General features: G+C 70.0%; 12 protein-coding genes. 6 read left to right on the forward strand and 6 right to left on the reverse strand.

Going from position 1 to position 15,498, the window contains the following annotated elements; all coding sequences use genetic code 11:
* Nucleotides 1-19: 19 nt before the first annotated feature.
* Genes MRBLWH12_RS15595 through MRBLWH12_RS15620 form a run of 6 tightly spaced genes read left to right on the forward strand, consistent with a single transcriptional unit; the run spans nucleotide 20 to nucleotide 7,867 of the window.
* The gene (locus MRBLWH12_RS15595) at nucleotides 20-1,480 is read left to right on the forward strand and encodes a pyridoxal phosphate-dependent decarboxylase family protein (protein ID WP_363550570.1); all 1,461 of its coding nucleotides are present in this window, start codon (nucleotides 20-22) and stop codon (nucleotides 1,478-1,480) included.
* On the forward strand, nucleotides 1,477-2,802 hold the full coding sequence (locus MRBLWH12_RS15600) for a lysine N(6)-hydroxylase/L-ornithine N(5)-oxygenase family protein (RefSeq protein ID WP_363550571.1): 1,326 nt from the start codon (nucleotides 1,477-1,479) through the stop codon (nucleotides 2,800-2,802). Before MRBLWH12_RS15595 ends, MRBLWH12_RS15600 begins: the two co-directional genes overlap by 4 nt.
* A complete protein-coding gene (locus MRBLWH12_RS15605; protein WP_363550572.1) occupies nucleotides 2,799-3,389 on the forward strand; it encodes a GNAT family N-acetyltransferase in 591 nt (196 codons plus the stop codon). The genes MRBLWH12_RS15600 and MRBLWH12_RS15605 overlap by 4 nt, the downstream gene beginning before the upstream one ends.
* Entirely contained in the window at nucleotides 3,386-5,167 is a 1,782-nt protein-coding gene (locus MRBLWH12_RS15610) for an IucA/IucC family protein (protein WP_363550573.1), read from the forward strand. Before MRBLWH12_RS15605 ends, MRBLWH12_RS15610 begins: the two co-directional genes overlap by 4 nt.
* Nucleotides 5,168-5,171: 4 nt before the next feature.
* Nucleotides 5,172-7,268: a penicillin acylase family protein gene (locus MRBLWH12_RS15615; RefSeq protein WP_363550575.1), complete on the forward strand. Its 2,097-nt coding sequence runs from the start codon at nucleotides 5,172-5,174 to the stop codon at nucleotides 7,266-7,268.
* Complete coding sequence (locus tag MRBLWH12_RS15620; RefSeq protein ID WP_363550577.1) at nucleotides 7,265-7,867, forward strand: GNAT family N-acetyltransferase; 603 nt, start codon at nucleotides 7,265-7,267, stop codon at nucleotides 7,865-7,867. The genes MRBLWH12_RS15615 and MRBLWH12_RS15620 overlap by 4 nt, the downstream gene beginning before the upstream one ends.
* A gap of 40 nt (nucleotides 7,868-7,907) precedes the next feature.
* On the opposite strand, the gene MRBLWH12_RS15625 is transcribed toward MRBLWH12_RS15620, so the two are convergent.
* The 6 genes from MRBLWH12_RS15625 to MRBLWH12_RS15650 are packed head-to-tail and all read right to left on the reverse strand — an operon-like array spanning nucleotide 7,908 to nucleotide 15,476.
* On the reverse strand, nucleotides 7,908-9,599 hold the full coding sequence (locus tag MRBLWH12_RS15625; RefSeq protein ID WP_363550579.1) for an ABC transporter ATP-binding protein: 1,692 nt from the start codon (nucleotides 9,597-9,599) through the stop codon (nucleotides 7,908-7,910).
* A complete protein-coding gene (locus MRBLWH12_RS15630; protein ID WP_363550580.1) occupies nucleotides 9,596-11,260 on the reverse strand; it encodes an ATP-binding cassette domain-containing protein in 1,665 nt (554 codons plus the stop codon). The genes MRBLWH12_RS15625 and MRBLWH12_RS15630 overlap by 4 nt, the downstream gene beginning before the upstream one ends.
* A complete protein-coding gene (locus MRBLWH12_RS15635; protein WP_363550582.1) occupies nucleotides 11,257-12,291 on the reverse strand; it encodes a hypothetical protein in 1,035 nt (344 codons plus the stop codon). The genes MRBLWH12_RS15630 and MRBLWH12_RS15635 overlap by 4 nt, the downstream gene beginning before the upstream one ends.
* Nucleotides 12,292-12,298: 7 nt before the next feature.
* Complete coding sequence (locus tag MRBLWH12_RS15640; RefSeq protein ID WP_363550584.1) at nucleotides 12,299-13,693, reverse strand: YcaO-like family protein; 1,395 nt, start codon at nucleotides 13,691-13,693, stop codon at nucleotides 12,299-12,301.
* Nucleotides 13,693-14,670, reverse strand: a complete 978-nt coding sequence (locus MRBLWH12_RS15645) for a CocE/NonD family hydrolase (RefSeq protein ID WP_363550585.1) — start codon at nucleotides 14,668-14,670, stop codon at nucleotides 13,693-13,695. The genes MRBLWH12_RS15640 and MRBLWH12_RS15645 overlap by 1 nt, the downstream gene beginning before the upstream one ends.
* Nucleotides 14,667-15,476: a hypothetical protein gene (locus MRBLWH12_RS15650; protein ID WP_363550587.1), complete on the reverse strand. Its 810-nt coding sequence runs from the start codon at nucleotides 15,474-15,476 to the stop codon at nucleotides 14,667-14,669. The genes MRBLWH12_RS15645 and MRBLWH12_RS15650 overlap by 4 nt, the downstream gene beginning before the upstream one ends.
* Nucleotides 15,477-15,498: the final 22 nt, after the last annotated feature.

Below are 15,498 nucleotides of genomic sequence, written 5' to 3' on the forward strand. Positions count from 1 at the left end.
ACTTGAGGAGTCTGGTTGAATGTCTGAGCTGCTGACCGCGTCCACGACGGATGACTATCGCTCGTTGGTCGATGAGAGCTCTGCTCGGGTCGCCGCGCGTTTCGCCGAAGTGACCCAACCCTCGTCCGGCGCGTCGCGCGCCGAACTGCAGCGGCTCGTCGACGGCGTCGATCTCGCCGGATCGGGAGTCGGCGGGGCGGCGGCCATCCAGGAGATCGACGAGCTCTTCCTCGCGAACGCCGTGTGGTTCCACCACCCGGGCTACGCCGCGCATCTCAACTGCCCGGTCGTGATTCCCGCTGTCGCCGCAGAGAGCATCCTCGCCGCGGTGAACACCTCGGTCGACACCTATGACCAGTCCACGGTGGGCACCTTGATGGAGCGCCGCCTCATCGAGACGGCGACCGGATGGGTCGGATTCGACTCGGGTGACGGTGTCTTCACCTCCGGGGGCACGCAGTCGAACTTCCACGCCCTGTTCCTCGCCAGGGAGGCGGCCGTGTCGACGATCGAGGAGCCGCGATCGATCGCGCTCTCGCGCATGGTCGTGTTCGCGACGGCGTCGAGTCACTTCAGCGTGGGGAAGTCGGCGCTGCTGCTCGGCCTCGCCGACGACGCGGTCATCGAGGTCGCCGACGACGGCGAAGGACGGATGCTGCCGTCCGCACTCGACGCGGCGATCGACGCGGCAACCGCAGAAGGGCGCGTGCCGATGGCGGTCGTCGCCACCGGCGGCACGACCGATCGCGGCGTGATCGACCCGATCATGCGGATCGCCGACGTGTGCGACGCGCATAGCGTCTGGCTGCACGTCGATGCCGCCTACGGGTGCGGGCTCCTGGTGTCGCGCCGTCGCCGGCACCTGCTGACGGGCATCGAGCGAGCGCGGTCGGTAACGGTCGACTTCCACAAGAGCTTCTTCCAGCCGGTCTCGTCGAGCGCGATCCTGGTGCGCGAGCGCCGCGACCTCGCGGCCGGAGCGTGGCACGCCGACTACCTCAACCCGCTCGAGAACGACGAGCCGAATCAGGTCGACAAGTCGCTGCAGACGACTCGTCGCTTCGACGCACTGAAGCTGTGGGTGTCGCTGCGGGCGATCGGAGCCGACCACATCGGTGAGATGTTCGACGCCGTGATCGACCTGGCCGTCGAGGTCGGCGACGTCGTCGACGACGACCCAGAACTCGAACTCGTCGGCCGCACCCAGCTCAGCACCGTGCTGTTCCGCGTGCGTCCGGACGGCGCCTCTGCTGCCGAGCAGGACGCGCTCGTCGCCGGTGTGCGTCGGGTGCTCTTCGAGTCGGGGCGCGCGCTCGTCGCGAAGACGGTCATCGCGGGGCGGCCGTGCCTCAAGTTCACGCTGCTCAACCCCGAGACCACGCTCGATGACGTGCGCGAGATCCTCGCGATGGTGAAGGATGCCGCCTCGACGCTGGCCAGCATCGATGACGAACTCGAACTGGTCGGGGCCGACGCATGAGCGGCCACATCCACGACCTGGTCGGCGTCGGAATCGGGCCGTTCAATCTGGGGCTCGCCTGCCTCGCGCATCCGACCGGGCTCGATGCGGTCTTCCTCGATCGGGAAGACGGATTCCGGTGGCACCACGGAATGATGATCGAGGGCGCGACCATCCAGGTGCCGTTCCTCGCCGATCTCGTGACGATGGCCGATCCGACCTCGGAGTTCTCGTTCCTCAACTGGTTGAAGCACACCGGCCGGCTCTACCCCTTCTACATCCGGGAGAGCTTCTACGCACTGCGCGCCGAATACGACTCCTACTGCCGCTGGGCGGCGAGCCGGCTCCCCAACCTGCGGTGGAATCACGAAGTCGTCTCGATCGAGCACGACGAAGCCGAAGGCGTGTACACGGTGCGGGCGATGCGCACCGACACCGGCGAGGAGCGCGAGATCCGCGCGCGTCATGTCGTCGTCGGCGTCGGCACCCGCCCGTCCGTGCCCCGCGAACTGCGCGACGTCGCCGGCCAGGCCGTGCACAGCTCGGAGTACATGGAGCGCCGTGACGAGCTGCGCGCGACGGATTCGATCACCGTCGTCGGCAGCGGGCAGTCGGCGGCGGAGATCTACCGCGACCTCCTCGACGGCGCCCGCGACGGCGGATACCGCCTCGACTGGATCACGCGATCGCCGCGGTTCTTCCCGATGGAGTACACCAAGCTCACTCTCGAGATGACCTCTCCCGAGTACACCGACCACTTCCATGCGCTTCCGATCGGCCAGCGCCAGCACCTCGGCCGCGAGCAGCGGAGCCTGTACAAGGGCATCTCCGCCGACCTCATCGACGACATCTACGACACCCTCTACCGGCTCAGCGCCGACGGCCCGGTGCGCACAACGCTGCTGACCGACACCGAGGTGACCTCGGCCGAGTGGGACGGCAGCACCTACCGGCTCGGACTGCGGCACGGGCAACTCGGCCAGGACCACGAGCGCGAGACCGCATCGCTGATCCTCGCCACCGGGTACGCCGCCGAGACGCCGCCGTTCCTCGCCGGCGTCGCCGACCGACTCGACTGGGATGCACTCGGCAGGCTCGACGTCGCCCGCGATTACAGCGTCGACGGCGGCCGTGGCCGGATCTTCGTGCAGAACGGCGAGGAGCACACCCACGGGCTGACCGCGCCGGACCTCGGCTTCGGGGCCTGGCGCAACTCGTCGATCCTCGCGTCGATCCTCGGCCGCGAGGTCTATCCCATCGAGCGCCGCATCGCGTTCCAGGAGTTCGGGGTACCACAGGGCGCCGTGCGTCCGGAGCAGCCGGCGACGGAGGCGGTCCGATGATCGTCTCCACCGACCTCGCCATCGCGCTCATCGCCGCCGATCCGCAACGCGACGCGGCCGTGCTGCGGGCATGGCTCGCCGATCCGCACGCGGCGTTCTGGGGCATGGGCGACGTGGACACGGCCGGCGTCGTGGCCTATCTCGACGGCATCCTGGCGCATCCGGCACAGGACGCCTGGCTCGGCCTGGTCGACGGTATCCCCACCTTCTACGCCGAGACCTACGACCCGTCTCGCGTGCTGCTGACCGGCATCCACGACGCGATCCCCGGCGACCTCGGCATGCACGTGCTGATCTCACCCCCGATCGGCGAGCCCAGGCACGGACTCACCGACGCCGTCTTCGGCGCCGTGATGGCCTGGTGCTTCGAGGGACTCGGCGCACAGCGGGTCGTCGTCGAGCCCGATGTGCGCAACGACCGCATCCGCACGAAGAACGTGCGGGCCGGCTTCACAGAGCTGCGCGAAGTCGCCGTCGACGATGGCGGCCACACCAAGACCGCGATGCTGTCGGTGTGCGCGCGCGCCGCGTTCGCGGCATCCGAACTCGCTGAGACGCACGATCCCGTCCGAGGAGGACGCGCATGACCGCCCCCGCCACCCACCTGACCCCCGTCGCGCTCGAGCGCGCTCAGCGCCACCTCGTCGCCAAGGCGATCGCAGAGTTCAGCCACGAGCGACTCATCACCCCCGAGCCGCTCGCCGACGGAGGATGGCGCCTCGCGGTTCCGTCCGGCGACGCCGAGTACCGGTTCGACGCCGTTCGCACGGCGCTGGCGCACTGGATCATCGACGAGGACAGCATCCATCGCTTCGTCGACGGACGCACGGCGCCCCTCGATGCGCAGGCGCTCATCCTCGAACTGCAGCCGCTTCTCGGCCTGTCGGACGAGTTGTTGCCGCTCTACCTCGAAGAGATCGCCTCCACCCTGGCCGGGGCGATGTTCAAGATCGCGCAGGGCGGGCCGACGGCGGATGCTCTCGCCGATGCCGACTTCCAGACGATCGAGGGGGCGATGACCGAGGGGCACCCCGGGTTCGTCGCGAACAACGGACGCATCGGCTTCGGCGTCGCCGACCACGCCGCCTTCGCGCCGGAGGCCGGCCGCCCGTTCCGCCTGGTCTGGGTGGCCGCTCGCCGATCGGCATCGCACCTGGCGCTCGGCGCCGGGCTCGATGAGGAGACGCTGCTCGCCGGCGAACTGAACCCCGCCGAGCGCGAGCGCTTCGCCTCTCGACTCGCCGACGTCGGCGAGGATCCCGCCGACTTCCACCTGCTGCCGGTGCATCCGTGGCAGTGGGAGAACCGGGTCGCGATCACCTTCGCCCCCGACCTGGCCCGTCGTGATCTGGTGCTGATCGGTGAGAGCGACGACGAGTACCGCGCCCAGCAGTCTGTGCGGACGATGTTCAACGTCTCGCATCCGCAGCGGCACTACGTGAAGACCGCGCTGGCCGTGCAGAACATGGGGTTCCTCCGCGGCCTCTCGCCGGCCTACATGCGCGTCACTCCGGCCATCAACGACTGGGTCGCCGACCTCGTCGCGGGGGACGCGACGCTGCGCGAATCCGGGTTCCGCGTGCTGCGGGAACGCGCATCGATCGGGTACACCGGCGACGCGTACCACCGCACCCCTGAGCCGTCGGCGCACCGCAAGATGCTCGCGGCGCTCTGGCGGGAGAGCCCGATGCCACTGATCACCGGATCACAGCAGCTCGCCACGATGGCGTCGCTGCTGCACCGCGACCACGACGGTGCGTCGATGGCCACGTCTCTCATCCGCGCATCCGGTCGCTCTGCCGCCGAGTGGGTGCGTGCCTACCTGCGGGTGTACCTGCGCCCGATCGTGCACTGCCTGCTCGCGCACGACCTCGCATTCATGCCGCACGGCGAGAACCTCATCCTCATCCTCGAGAACCATGTGCCCACCGGCGTCTTCATGAAGGACATCGGCGAGGAGATCGCCCTGCTCGCCGAGCGCGACGTTCCGGAGGACATCCGCCGGACCGTGTCGCCGGTCGACGATCAGGAGAAGGCGCTCGCGATCTTCACCGACGTCTTCGACGGCGTGCTGCGCCACCTCGCCGGCATCCTGCACATCGACGGGACGCTGCCCGAGACGGAGTTCTGGCGGATCGTGGCCGAGACCGTCGACGAGCATGCCGCCGAGCATCCTGGGCTGGACTCCCTCGTCGACCTGCGGGCGGATTCCTTCGCGCACTCGTGCCTCAACCGGCTCCAGCTGCGCAACACCCTGCGGATGGTCGACCTCGCGGACCAGTCGGCATCGTTGATGTACGCCGGCACCCTGGTGAACCCGATCGGGCGGGCACGGATCCCGCAGCTCGCGCCCGTGGGAAGCTGACGGGATGGCAGAGGTCTACCGCGATGAACTCGGCATCCCGCACATCCGCGCGACCGACCTGCGTGACCTCGCCGTCGCGCAGGGCGAGGTCACGGCTCGTGACCGCGGATGGCAGATCGAGGTCGATCGGCTGCGCTCCTCGGGGCAGCTCTCCGAGCTCATCGGCGCGGCGGGCGTCCCGTGGGACGTCTTCGCGCGCCGGGCTCGGCTGGACGACACCGCGCGCCGCGCCTTCGAGCGGCTCGACGGGGAGACGTGGCGGTTCATCGGCGACTACGCGACGGGGGTTCGGCGCGGCATGGACGCCGTCGGGCAGCATGCTGCCGAGTTCCGCGCCCTGGATCAGGCGTTCGGCGACGCTCGCCCGCTGACGCCGTGGAGCGACCACGATCCGCTCGGGGTGCTGCACGTCGCGCACGTGCTGTTCTCGACATTCCCGACGGTGCTGTGGCGCGAGCACGTCGCCGCGGCGCTGGGCGACGACTGGGTCGATGTCTTCGCCGGTGATGCCGCCGACGAGACCACCCCCACGTCGGGGAGCAACGCGTGGGCACTGCACGGTTCGCGCACGGAGAGTGGGATGCCGCTGCTCGCCGGCGACCCGCATCGGATCTTCGAGCTCCCCGGCGTCTATCAGCAGATCCGCCTCGCCTGCGACGAGTTCGACGTGATCGGCCTGGCCTTTCCCGGCGTGCCAGGCGTGCCGCACTTCGGCCACACCGGATCGGCGGCATGGGGCATCACGAATGCGATCGCGCACAGCGTCGACATCTTCCAGGAGCGGATCCGCGTGCGCGGCGACGGGTACGAGGCGCTCGGGCCCGACGGCTGGGACGTGGTCGACGTGCAGCGATCCGTGGTCCGGGTGCGCGGCGGCGCCGACGTCGAGGTCGAGGCGCTGGAGACGGCGCGCGGATGCGTCGTCACCGACCTGCGCCCGCACGGTGACGAACTGCGGGCATGGAGCATCCGCCACCCGGCTCGGACGAACGCCGACCTCGGAGCCGACGCGCTGCTTCCGCTGCTGCGCGCCCGCACTGCGGGCGACGTGGTTGCCGCGTTCGCGTCGTGGGTCGATCCCGTCAACCGCCTCCTCGCCGCCGACCGTGAGGGGACGGTGCTGTCGGCAACGGTGGGCACCGTGCCGCAGCGGGGGAGGAATGAGCGTCGTCTGGCACTGGATGCGGTGGTCGCCGTATCCGCTCCCGACCGGACGATGCCCGCTGCCGTCGCGGTCACCGATGTCGCCGTCGACGCCAACGAACGTCCGTCGACCGAGCAGATCGACCTGGGCTGGGCGTACCCCTCTGCGCATCGCGCCGAGCGGATCACGCTGCTGCTCGACGCGGTGCGCCCGCGCCGCGCGACCGACTTCCCCGAGATCTGGGGTGACACCGTGAGCGGCTCGTGGTTCGCATTGCGGGCGCTGCTCCCCGCGGGAGAGCTCGCCGCACCGGTCGCTGCGGCTCGCGATCTGCTCGCCGACTGGGACGGGCGCATGGACGCCGGATCTCTCGCCGCCGGGATCTTCGCCGCCTGGCGCAGCGCTCTGGTGCAGGCGGTCGCGGCGCATCCGGCTCTCGCCCCGCTGCACGCAGCGCACGGGTTCGGGGCGGTCTTCGATCCCTGGCTGCGTATCGAAGGGCAGGTGGCTGCGGCGCTTCCTCGACTGCTGCGCCACCCGCTGCTGCAAGCGGATGCCGACGAGATCGCCGCGGCCGCACTGACCCGAGCCGCATCGGCATCCGCGTGGGGTACCAGGCATCGGATGCTCCCCCTGCACGTTCTTGCGGACGTGCCCGGTATCAACTCGTCGGGGCCGTCTTTCGACGCGGAACTCTCCGGAGACGGAGACTCGGTGCGCTGCACCGGCTCGACGCCCGGCCTCACCGACCGCAGTTGGCGCGGATCCGTCGCCCGGTGGGCGTGGGACCTCGCCGACCGCGACGCGAGCCTCTGGAGTGTGCCCTTCGGCGCCTCCGGAGCCCCCGACTCACCGCACTTCAGCAACCAGTTCGATCCCTGGGTCGGCGTCCGCCCGACGCGGGTCGTCACCGACTGGAGCATCCTCCGACTCGATCGATCAACGGGAGCAGCATGACCGCCACACGAAGCGCCCGGCTGGTGTCCGGCCCGGCCGGCACCACCGTCTACACCACGGATTCCCCGGTGCTGGGGAGCATCACCTTCACGGTGCTCGACCCGGTGGCCGATCTCGACGTCATCCACGAATGGGTGACCCGTCCTGATTCCCGGTTCTGGGGTCTGGCTGAGCTGTCCCGCGACGACCTGCGTGATCTGTACCTCTTTGTCGACGGGCTGCCCAGCCACCATGCGTTCCTCGTGCGGCGTGATGGGGTGCCGATCGTGCTGCTCCAGACCTACGAGCCCGAGCACGACCCGCTCGGCGAGGTCTACGACGTGCAACCGGGTGACGCGGGAATCCACTTCCTCCTCGGTGGTCGAGGGGAGCGGGTTCCCGGTTACACCGCGCGGGTCGGCGGCGTGATCGCCGAGTTCCTGTTCGCGCGTCCCGAGGTCGATCGCATCGTGGTCGAACCGGACATCCGCAACGAGCGCGCCGTCGACAGGATCCGGAGATCGGGATTCACCTTCGGCCCAGAGGTCGAGCTTCCCGATAAGACCGGCCAGCTGGCGTTCCTGACCCGCGAGCAGTGGGAGCAGCTGCGGTCGGCCTGACCGACGACGACCGCGAGCTCGGCGAACGTTTGATCGGCGCTCAGCGTTCCCCGATCACCGTCGCAGGCACTCGGTCGGGCGCGATGCGGATCACGCGCTCGAGGCGTTCTAGCGTCTCCCGGCGATGCGAGGCGGCGATCACCGTGCCGTCGAAGCCCGCGAGCACGTCGGAGATGCGGCGCTCGGTCGCCGGGTCGAGACTCGCGGTGATCTCGTCGACGATGAGCACCCGCGGCTCCCGCACGAGGGCGCGGGCCAGCGCCAGCCGGGCCCGCTGACCTCCCGAGAGCCGGACGCCGTGTTCGCCGATCTGATCATCGAGCGTGATCCAGGTGTCGGCGCCGACACGTTCGAGCACAGCGTGGAGGGCGCCATCGTCACGAGGCGATGCTCCGCGCAGGAGGTTCTCACGCACGGTGCCGTGGAACAGGCGGGCGTCCTGCTCGACCACGGCGACCGCGGTGCGGAGGTCTTCTTCCGCGATGGCATCGAGTGGGTAGACCCTGCCTGCATCGTCGACGAGCGCGATGGTGCCGTGCTCCGGATCCCAGAGGCGCGCGGCCAACGCGATGACCGTGCTCTTGCCGGCACCGGAAGCTCCGGCGAGGCCGACGTGCTCCCGCGGCGCGATCTCCATCGACCATCTGTGCAGCGCCCGAGTCTGATCGTCGTACGAGAACGAGACGTCGTCGAAGCGAACGCCGAGCGGGCCTTGGGGGAGGTGGATCGGATCGGCGACATCGGCCACCACCGCCGGGCGAGAGATCGCCGCGGCGACGCGCCGTGCGCTCGCCGCGAGGGGATGGAGTTCCGTGACGGTGTGGCTGGCCTCAGCGATCGCGGCCACCCCGGCGACGGACAGCGTGACGAGGGCGGGAAGCAGCGCGGCTACCCCGCCTCCCTGCGCTCCGATCCCGCCGGGACCGGACGTGACGAGTGCGAGCAGGATGATGCTGATGACGACCGCGGTCAGGATGAGCTCGCGCGTGCCGTTGACGGCTTCGGCGATCAGAGCGCGCCGTCGTGAGGTGCGCGCCGCGCGCCGGGTGCCGTCCACGGCTTCCCGTACGATCCTGTCCTGCAGTCCGTACGCGAGGATCTCCCGCATCGCACCGAGAGCGTCGACGAGCTTCTCCGACTGATCCTCGCGCTCTCGCTGCTCCTGGGCGCCGATCCGTCGCGCGGGCGCAGCCCCGAGAAGCGCAGTGAGGGCGACGATGGCGCCACCGAAGAGCACGACCAGGGCGGCCGCCGGCATGATCACTGCCGCTCCGATCAGGGACAGCAGGAAGAGCGTGACGGATGCGCCGATCTGCGCAAGCGTGTGCGCGTAGAAGAACTCGAGCTTCTCGATATCGGTCATCACCACGGCGGCCGCACGGCCGGAGTGCTCCCGCCTGCGACCGGGAACACTGCGCGAGTAGGCGTCGAAGAGGGTGACCCGCAGGCGTGCGAGCACCCGGTAGGCGAGCGCGTGGGAGACATCCATCTCCCGCCAGGTGAGGATCGCGCGCAACAGCACGAGTGCCGAAAGGCTGACCCACCACGCGGTGGGTGGCCAATCGCCGCTCACGACCGCGTGTCCGACGCCGAGCGCGGCGAGCACGGCGATCGCGGTCAGCGCGACGGTGCTCGCCGTTCCGATCAGGTAGCTCCCGATGATCCCCCGCCACTCCGGTCTCAGCGGCGGGAGCAGGCGTGCGAAAACGGTCGCGGTCGTGGCCTCGGTCATGATGCCGCCTTCACGAGGACGCCCTGATCGAGAAGCCGCACGTCGGTCACGCGCTCCAGCGCCTCTGGCCGGTGGCTGATCATGATGACGATGCGCTCCGCGGCGACCCGTTCCAGGGTGTCCGCGACGGTCAGCGCGCTGCGGTCATCGAGCGCGCTCGTCGGTTCATCGACGAGCAGCACCGGCCGGCGCGCGAGAAGCGCACGGGCGAGGGCGAGCCGTTGGCGCTGCCCGCCTGACAGGCTCGTGCCGGCTTCGCTCACGGCCGCGTCGAATCCTCCCGGAATCGCTCGGATCTCGTCCAGGATGCCTGCGGCTGCGCACGCGGCTTCGACATCGAGGTCGTCGGCTCCGAAGAGGTCGACGTTTTCGCGGATCGTCCCGGCGAAGAGCACGGGGCGCTGCGAGACGACGGCGATGTCGGCCGCGCGGAGAGCGCGACCGTCGATCTCGATGGTGCCCGCTGTCGGCGTGAGGAAACCGAGGAGGAGGTCGAACAGCGTCGACTTTCCGGATCCGGATGCCCCGACGATCGCGTGCACGGTGCCCTTCTCCGCGCGGAGATCGACACCACGGAGGACGTCTTCAGACGCACCGGGGTATCGATAGGTGAGGCCCGAGACCCGCAACACCTCGCCGCCGGCGGAAGGGGTCGAGGCGTCGCGGATCGCCTCAGTACCGGCTGCGGTGCCCGCCTCGGTGCCGGCCTCGGGAATGCGGAAGGCACCGAGCGCGGCGAGACCCGGCACCGCGGTCAAACCGAGGAACCCGGCGTGCCAGTGCCGCGAGAGCTCACGCACGGGGCGGAACACCTCGGACGAGAGGAGCAGAATCGCGTACACCTCGACGCGGGGCGGCGCGCCCGTCACGACATCGATGACGGCGACGAAGGCGGCCGAGACAGATCCCGCCTGGACGGCGACGTCGGTCACGGCGGTCTCGGCCAAAGACGAACGCATCACGCGCTCCGTCGCGCGGCGCAGCGCCTCCGACCTCGAGTGCAGCAGCGCCCGGGTTCCAGCGACATCGCCCAGCACCCGCAGCGTCGCCATGCCCCGGAGCGATTCCAGCATGTCGCCGCCGAGCGCCTCGTAACTGTCCCAGTGCTCGAAGCCGCGCCGCGCGAGCATCCGCTTCCATGCCAGGGGACCGACGATTGCCAGGAGCACTCCCACCCCCACGCAGAGCGCGGCGACCGGTGATATCGACCCCAGTAGGACGACGGCGACAAGACTGCCGACGGCGAGTTGCACGACGGCGGGGATGTACCTCGAGACGTAGGCATCGGTGCCGTCGATCCCATCCCCGAGCGTCGCCTGGACCGAGCCATCACGCAGCGAAGCATCGTGCAGGCGCGCGGGGTCGAGCGCGGCGGTGACGGCTCGCCGGCGCAGCCCCTCGCGCACTCTTCCGCCGAGCGCGGCGGCGGCACTCGCCTGAGCGAGCGACAGCAGGATCCGCGACACTCCGATGCCGAGGATCCCACCGATTCCGACAAGAGCATCGGTCATATCGCCGTCGACGAATGCGGCCAGCGACCAGGCGAGCGCCCAGGCCTGCAGCAGGTGAGTGCCGAAGACGAGCAGGAGCAGGACGACGCTCATCGTGAGCTCACGCGGGAAGGCGCGGGCTTCTCGCCACAGTTCGGGCACGATCATCATGGGTGGCCTCCGGAGGTCGGGATGGTGGCGAGGGCGTGCAGGATCCAGCGATCGCGAACGGGGGTGAATCCTGAGACAGGACGGGTGCGGAGAGTCCCGGAGAGCGCGGCCGTGTAGCACTGGCCGGCGGCGGAGAGGTGGGCGCTCCACAGGGCGGTCCCGATCTCTGATGTCGACGCGGTGCGCGGGATCGACCACGACCGCACCGAAGATGCGCCCCGCACCCATGTCTGGCCGGATGCTCGTGCCACAGTCTCGACAGCAGCGGGTGGCGGTGCGAGCTCGGCGCGCTCGAGGAACTCGATGAGAGAGGGGGAACGGCGCGCCCGCAGCGCCCGCACACGCTCCGGATGCACCTCGCGCTCACCACTGAGCTCCACGGCCGCGAGCGGAATCTCCGGAACGAGCCCGCGGCGCATCCAGGCCTCGGTATCGGCGGCAGGAGGCACACCGAGAAGGGCGCGCAGGCGCGTGGATGGACCGAAGTGTTCGGCGCCGGCCCGACCGGTCAGCAGAAATCTCACCGCCGCGACGGCGTAGGCGACATCAGCGATCCACAGCGGCCAGGCGCGGTGACGGTAGCGGCCGAAGGTGCGCCCTGGCAGCACGGTGAACACCAGATGATCGTTCGGATTCGTGTCCGTGCCGACCGGCCACCCGGCCGCGAGATCGCGCGCCGCGTCTCGTCGCCACAGCGTGACGCTCTCCGTGTCGAGGATGCGCCGCGTGCCATCGGCCGAAACGATGTGGGTCTGCACGCCGTAGCAGGCGCCGGCCGACGGTACCGGGCGCCGACGAATCTTCGTGGGTGTTCCGTCGGTGTTCTGATGGAGCTCACCGGCACGCCAGAGCGCCGGTAGCAGGTCACCGAGTGGTCCGTGAACGTGCCCCTGCACGGCGCCGGCCGCAGCCCAGGCGTTCATGCGGGGGCCAGGAGGCAGCGTCGTTCCGGGGACGGCGCCGGAGAACGCCGCGTCGAGCGGCGCGGGCAGGTGATCGCCGTTCGTCGTTCCGTGCGGAGAGAGAGGCATCGGACGCTCACATGTGGGGAGGGGGAACGAGAGTGAAGTCGTCGGGCCCTCCGGTCCACGACGAGCGCCAGCCGCGCTCTTCCGCGGCCTCGCGGAACCGCGGCATCCCCAGGTAGGAGAACGCGGCAGGAGCATTGGGGACGAGCCCGGTGATGAAGGTGCGCACGACGCGCAGAGCGGTCTGCCGCACATCCGAGGTGGTGAGGTCGCGGGTCAGGACCCGATGGCCGCGAAGCCGAAGCCGCTCGTAGACATCGGCCATCGTTGCCGGTTGTAGAGCACTCAGGGGACGGATGCCGAGGCTCGGCGATCGGAATCGGCGCGCCTCCTGATGGGTCGCCGGGTCGAGCCAGACCTGCACGTGCGCGCCGAGATCGATGACCTTCTCGAACTGCGGCCCGGCGGCTGCGGCGTAGTCGGCGTCCGGTCGGAAGTCGAGGGTGAGTCCCTTCGCCATCAGGCCCTCGGCGACCGCGCGGAAGACCCAGCCGTCGGCACTCGTGCATCCCTGGGTGTAGATCCAGGTGTGCACCGCTTCCAGCACGGCCTTGCGCGCCGCTCGCGCGGGATCGAGAGCCGCCGAGAACCCCGCCGCGTAGATTCCTCTCTTCTCGTCGTAGACGAGCGCGGCGACGGCCGGAGCGAACTCGGAGGGCATCGCCACCAGCCACACCTGGAGGTCACTTCCGCGGAGGTCGTCCATGAGACCGGGAACGGTCGCCGGATCGATGCCGAAAGTGGGGCCGTCCAGGTGCCACCACACTTCGAGAGCGTCGCGTTCGACGATCTCGAGCACGCCCCGGTCGCGCGCATCGTCGACACCCGCCCCGGTGGCGATGCCGGCGTAGTTGAGATGGTGCGTGCGCGGGAGCGAACGGAATCTCGACTGCCGCCAGTTCAGGTACACGAGGGATGCCGGGAGCCACAGGGGCTCGCCGTCGAGATCCACGCACCGGGACCAGAGCGTCGGTGTATCCGCCCGCAGGGGCTCATAAGGAAACCTCGGTCGCGCGAGCTGCCAGGACGAGAACCGGGGGAGGTCCTCGGCTGTGGCGCAGGGCAGGCCGTCGGCCGTCAGGTCTGCCGAGGTGCCCACGCGCAGCTCCGTCGGGGGGAGGTCGGCGGGAAGCCAGTTTCCGCAGTACCGCTCGACGCCCTCGCCGATGGCGGCGATGCGCGCCTGGGCGACATCGCCGAACGATGTGCCGAGCGAGACCCGATCGGCCGGCCATTCACCCAGGCGCCGCGCATCCGACACCGACGCGGTCAACGCGAGATAGGCGTGCGGGGCGCCCTCGGGGTGCTCCACGGCGCGAACCGAACGGATGATTCCGCATTCGGCGTCGACGAGCGAATCTGCAGACAGCGCTGTCGGTGGGGCCGGTGCGTCGATGCGCGGCATCATGGTGTCCTTTCGTGGCGCCAGTCGCCGAGATCGGTGTCGAACACCGAACGCGATCGTCGACTGTCGGGGAGATCGATGACGGCATCCGCGATGTCGCCGGCGACGAGTCCGTTCTTCGCCAGCCACGCGTCGAGAACACCGCCGAGCCCACCGGCCGCCTTCAGCCGAGCGCGGAGCGTTTCGTCGGTGATGCCGGCGCTCAGGCGATGCCCCCATGGCCCATCGACGACGTGCACCGGTCCTTGCCATGCACTCGCCAGGAGCCCGGCATCCGAGAAGAAGAAGTCGTCGTCACCGCGGACCAGCATCAGAGGAACAGAGACAGAGCCGTATTCGTGGTGCAGATCGAGGCGCGAGGCCGACCAGAGTCGTCGCCATCCGGCGAGAGTGCCGTCGGGCCAGCCCCATTCCTCAGCGGCCTTCTGCACGCCGATCGTGGCCGCGCGTTCGACCCGGTCGGCGAGTTCGGCGGCGGAGAGTGCGGGCAGGGAGCGCGGTCCGCGCGCATGCTGATGCCACCAGCCGATGCGGTGCCAGAGCTGCGGCTCGCCCTGCTCGTCCCACGCGGTCTCGGCGAGGCCGAGCGCCGGGACCTGGAGCGCAAGCGCCTGGGCGTGCCCGGAGTGCGCTGCTTCGAGGGCGGTGTGCGCGGCGTACGATCCGCCCGAGAAGACGAGGGGGAGCCCGGGGTTCTCGGCGGCGACAGCATCCGCCGTCGCGCAGCCGTCGCGTCGTTCGGTGAGGTAGGGGTTCCACGAGCCGTCTGAGGAATGCCGGCCGCGGACGTCCTGGATGATGCAGCGGAAACCTCGACGAGTCCAGGCGAGCGCCGTCTCGGCATGGCGCCAGGCGCCGTAGGGCGTCCGGATGAGGACGACGCCGCGGATCGAGGGCGGATCCCAGCGCCACCCGCGCAGCGTTGCCCCGTCCTCGGCCAGGCAATGGTGGGGGTGCGCGCCCCGGGGCGGCGTCACGCCAGGACCGATCGGGGTGCTTCGGGGTAAGCGACGACGGTGTGCTCGGTCACGGTCCCGGTCGCCGGGACGAGCTTCCACAGGGTGCGGCGGAACGATTCGAGGGCATCACTGCCCTGCGCCCAGGCAAGCAGGATCTGCAGGACCCGGGCGACGGCGAGAGCTGAGGCTGCGGCGTCGATGGGCGTGCCGGCGTCGGCGATGTTGCGCTGCCAGGCATCGACCTCGTCTGGAACGAGGCTTGCGGCGACCCGCCGTCGAGAGACCTGCTCCGACGTGGCGTCGCCTGCTGTCACGGCGAGGGGGTCGATGAGCACGCACTCTCCCTCGCGGTACACGCGGAGCCAGGCGACGCCGCGGCCGGGGAGCTCATCGAACCGCGTCCAGCGGGAGCGTTCGCCACCGTGGTCGGCGTATGCGAGCACGAGAGTCGCATCGCGGGGTGGAGCTTCGTCGGCTCCCAGTCGGGTCGTGCGGATGCCCCACGCGTCGAGCGCGATCGTCAGATCATCGAGGACTCGGCCTTCGCCGAGCAGGCATACGGAGCGGCGATGCGGGGGCCACCTCGTGGCGTCGTCGGCGGCGTCTCGTGCACCGAGTTCCGCGGATAGGCGTTCGAGGTAGGCGCGCTGGTCCTCTCGAGCCCGCTCGGGCGCCCGGGTGAGAGCACCCTCAAGGCCTTCGGGCTGCGCGCTCAGAACGGCATAACGACCGGTGCGCATCCGGACGACGCTTCGACCGTCATCGCTCGCGATGAGGTGCGCCCCGTGGCCGGCGAGGGGGATGACCCGGCGTTCTCGACTCATTCGACTCTTCCTTCATAGCCCG

The organism is Microbacterium sp. LWH12-1.2 (assembly GCF_040675825.1).
Lineage (GTDB): Bacteria > Actinomycetota > Actinomycetes > Actinomycetales > Microbacteriaceae > Microbacterium.

Excerpts from the sequence above, each read along its gene's own strand:
- MRBLWH12_RS15595 (WP_363550570.1), top strand. The coding sequence starts at position 20 with ATGTCTGAGCTGCTGACCGCGTCCACGACGGATGACTATCGCTCGTTG.
- MRBLWH12_RS15600 (WP_363550571.1), top strand. The coding sequence starts at position 1,477 with ATGAGCGGCCACATCCACGACCTGGTCGGCGTCGGAATCGGGCCGTTC.
- MRBLWH12_RS15605 (WP_363550572.1), top strand. The coding sequence starts at position 2,799 with ATGATCGTCTCCACCGACCTCGCCATCGCGCTCATCGCCGCCGATCCG.
- MRBLWH12_RS15610 (WP_363550573.1), top strand. The coding sequence starts at position 3,386 with ATGACCGCCCCCGCCACCCACCTGACCCCCGTCGCGCTCGAGCGCGCT.
- MRBLWH12_RS15615 (WP_363550575.1), top strand. The coding sequence starts at position 5,172 with ATGGCAGAGGTCTACCGCGATGAACTCGGCATCCCGCACATCCGCGCG.
- MRBLWH12_RS15620 (WP_363550577.1), top strand. The coding sequence starts at position 7,265 with ATGACCGCCACACGAAGCGCCCGGCTGGTGTCCGGCCCGGCCGGCACC.
- MRBLWH12_RS15625 (WP_363550579.1), bottom strand. The coding sequence starts at position 9,599 with ATGACCGAGGCCACGACCGCGACCGTTTTCGCACGCCTGCTCCCGCCG.
- MRBLWH12_RS15630 (WP_363550580.1), bottom strand. The coding sequence starts at position 11,260 with ATGATGATCGTGCCCGAACTGTGGCGAGAAGCCCGCGCCTTCCCGCGT.
- MRBLWH12_RS15635 (WP_363550582.1), bottom strand. The coding sequence starts at position 12,291 with ATGCCTCTCTCTCCGCACGGAACGACGAACGGCGATCACCTGCCCGCG.
- MRBLWH12_RS15640 (WP_363550584.1), bottom strand. The coding sequence starts at position 13,693 with ATGCCGCGCATCGACGCACCGGCCCCACCGACAGCGCTGTCTGCAGAT.
- MRBLWH12_RS15650 (WP_363550587.1), bottom strand. The coding sequence starts at position 15,476 with ATGAGTCGAGAACGCCGGGTCATCCCCCTCGCCGGCCACGGGGCGCAC.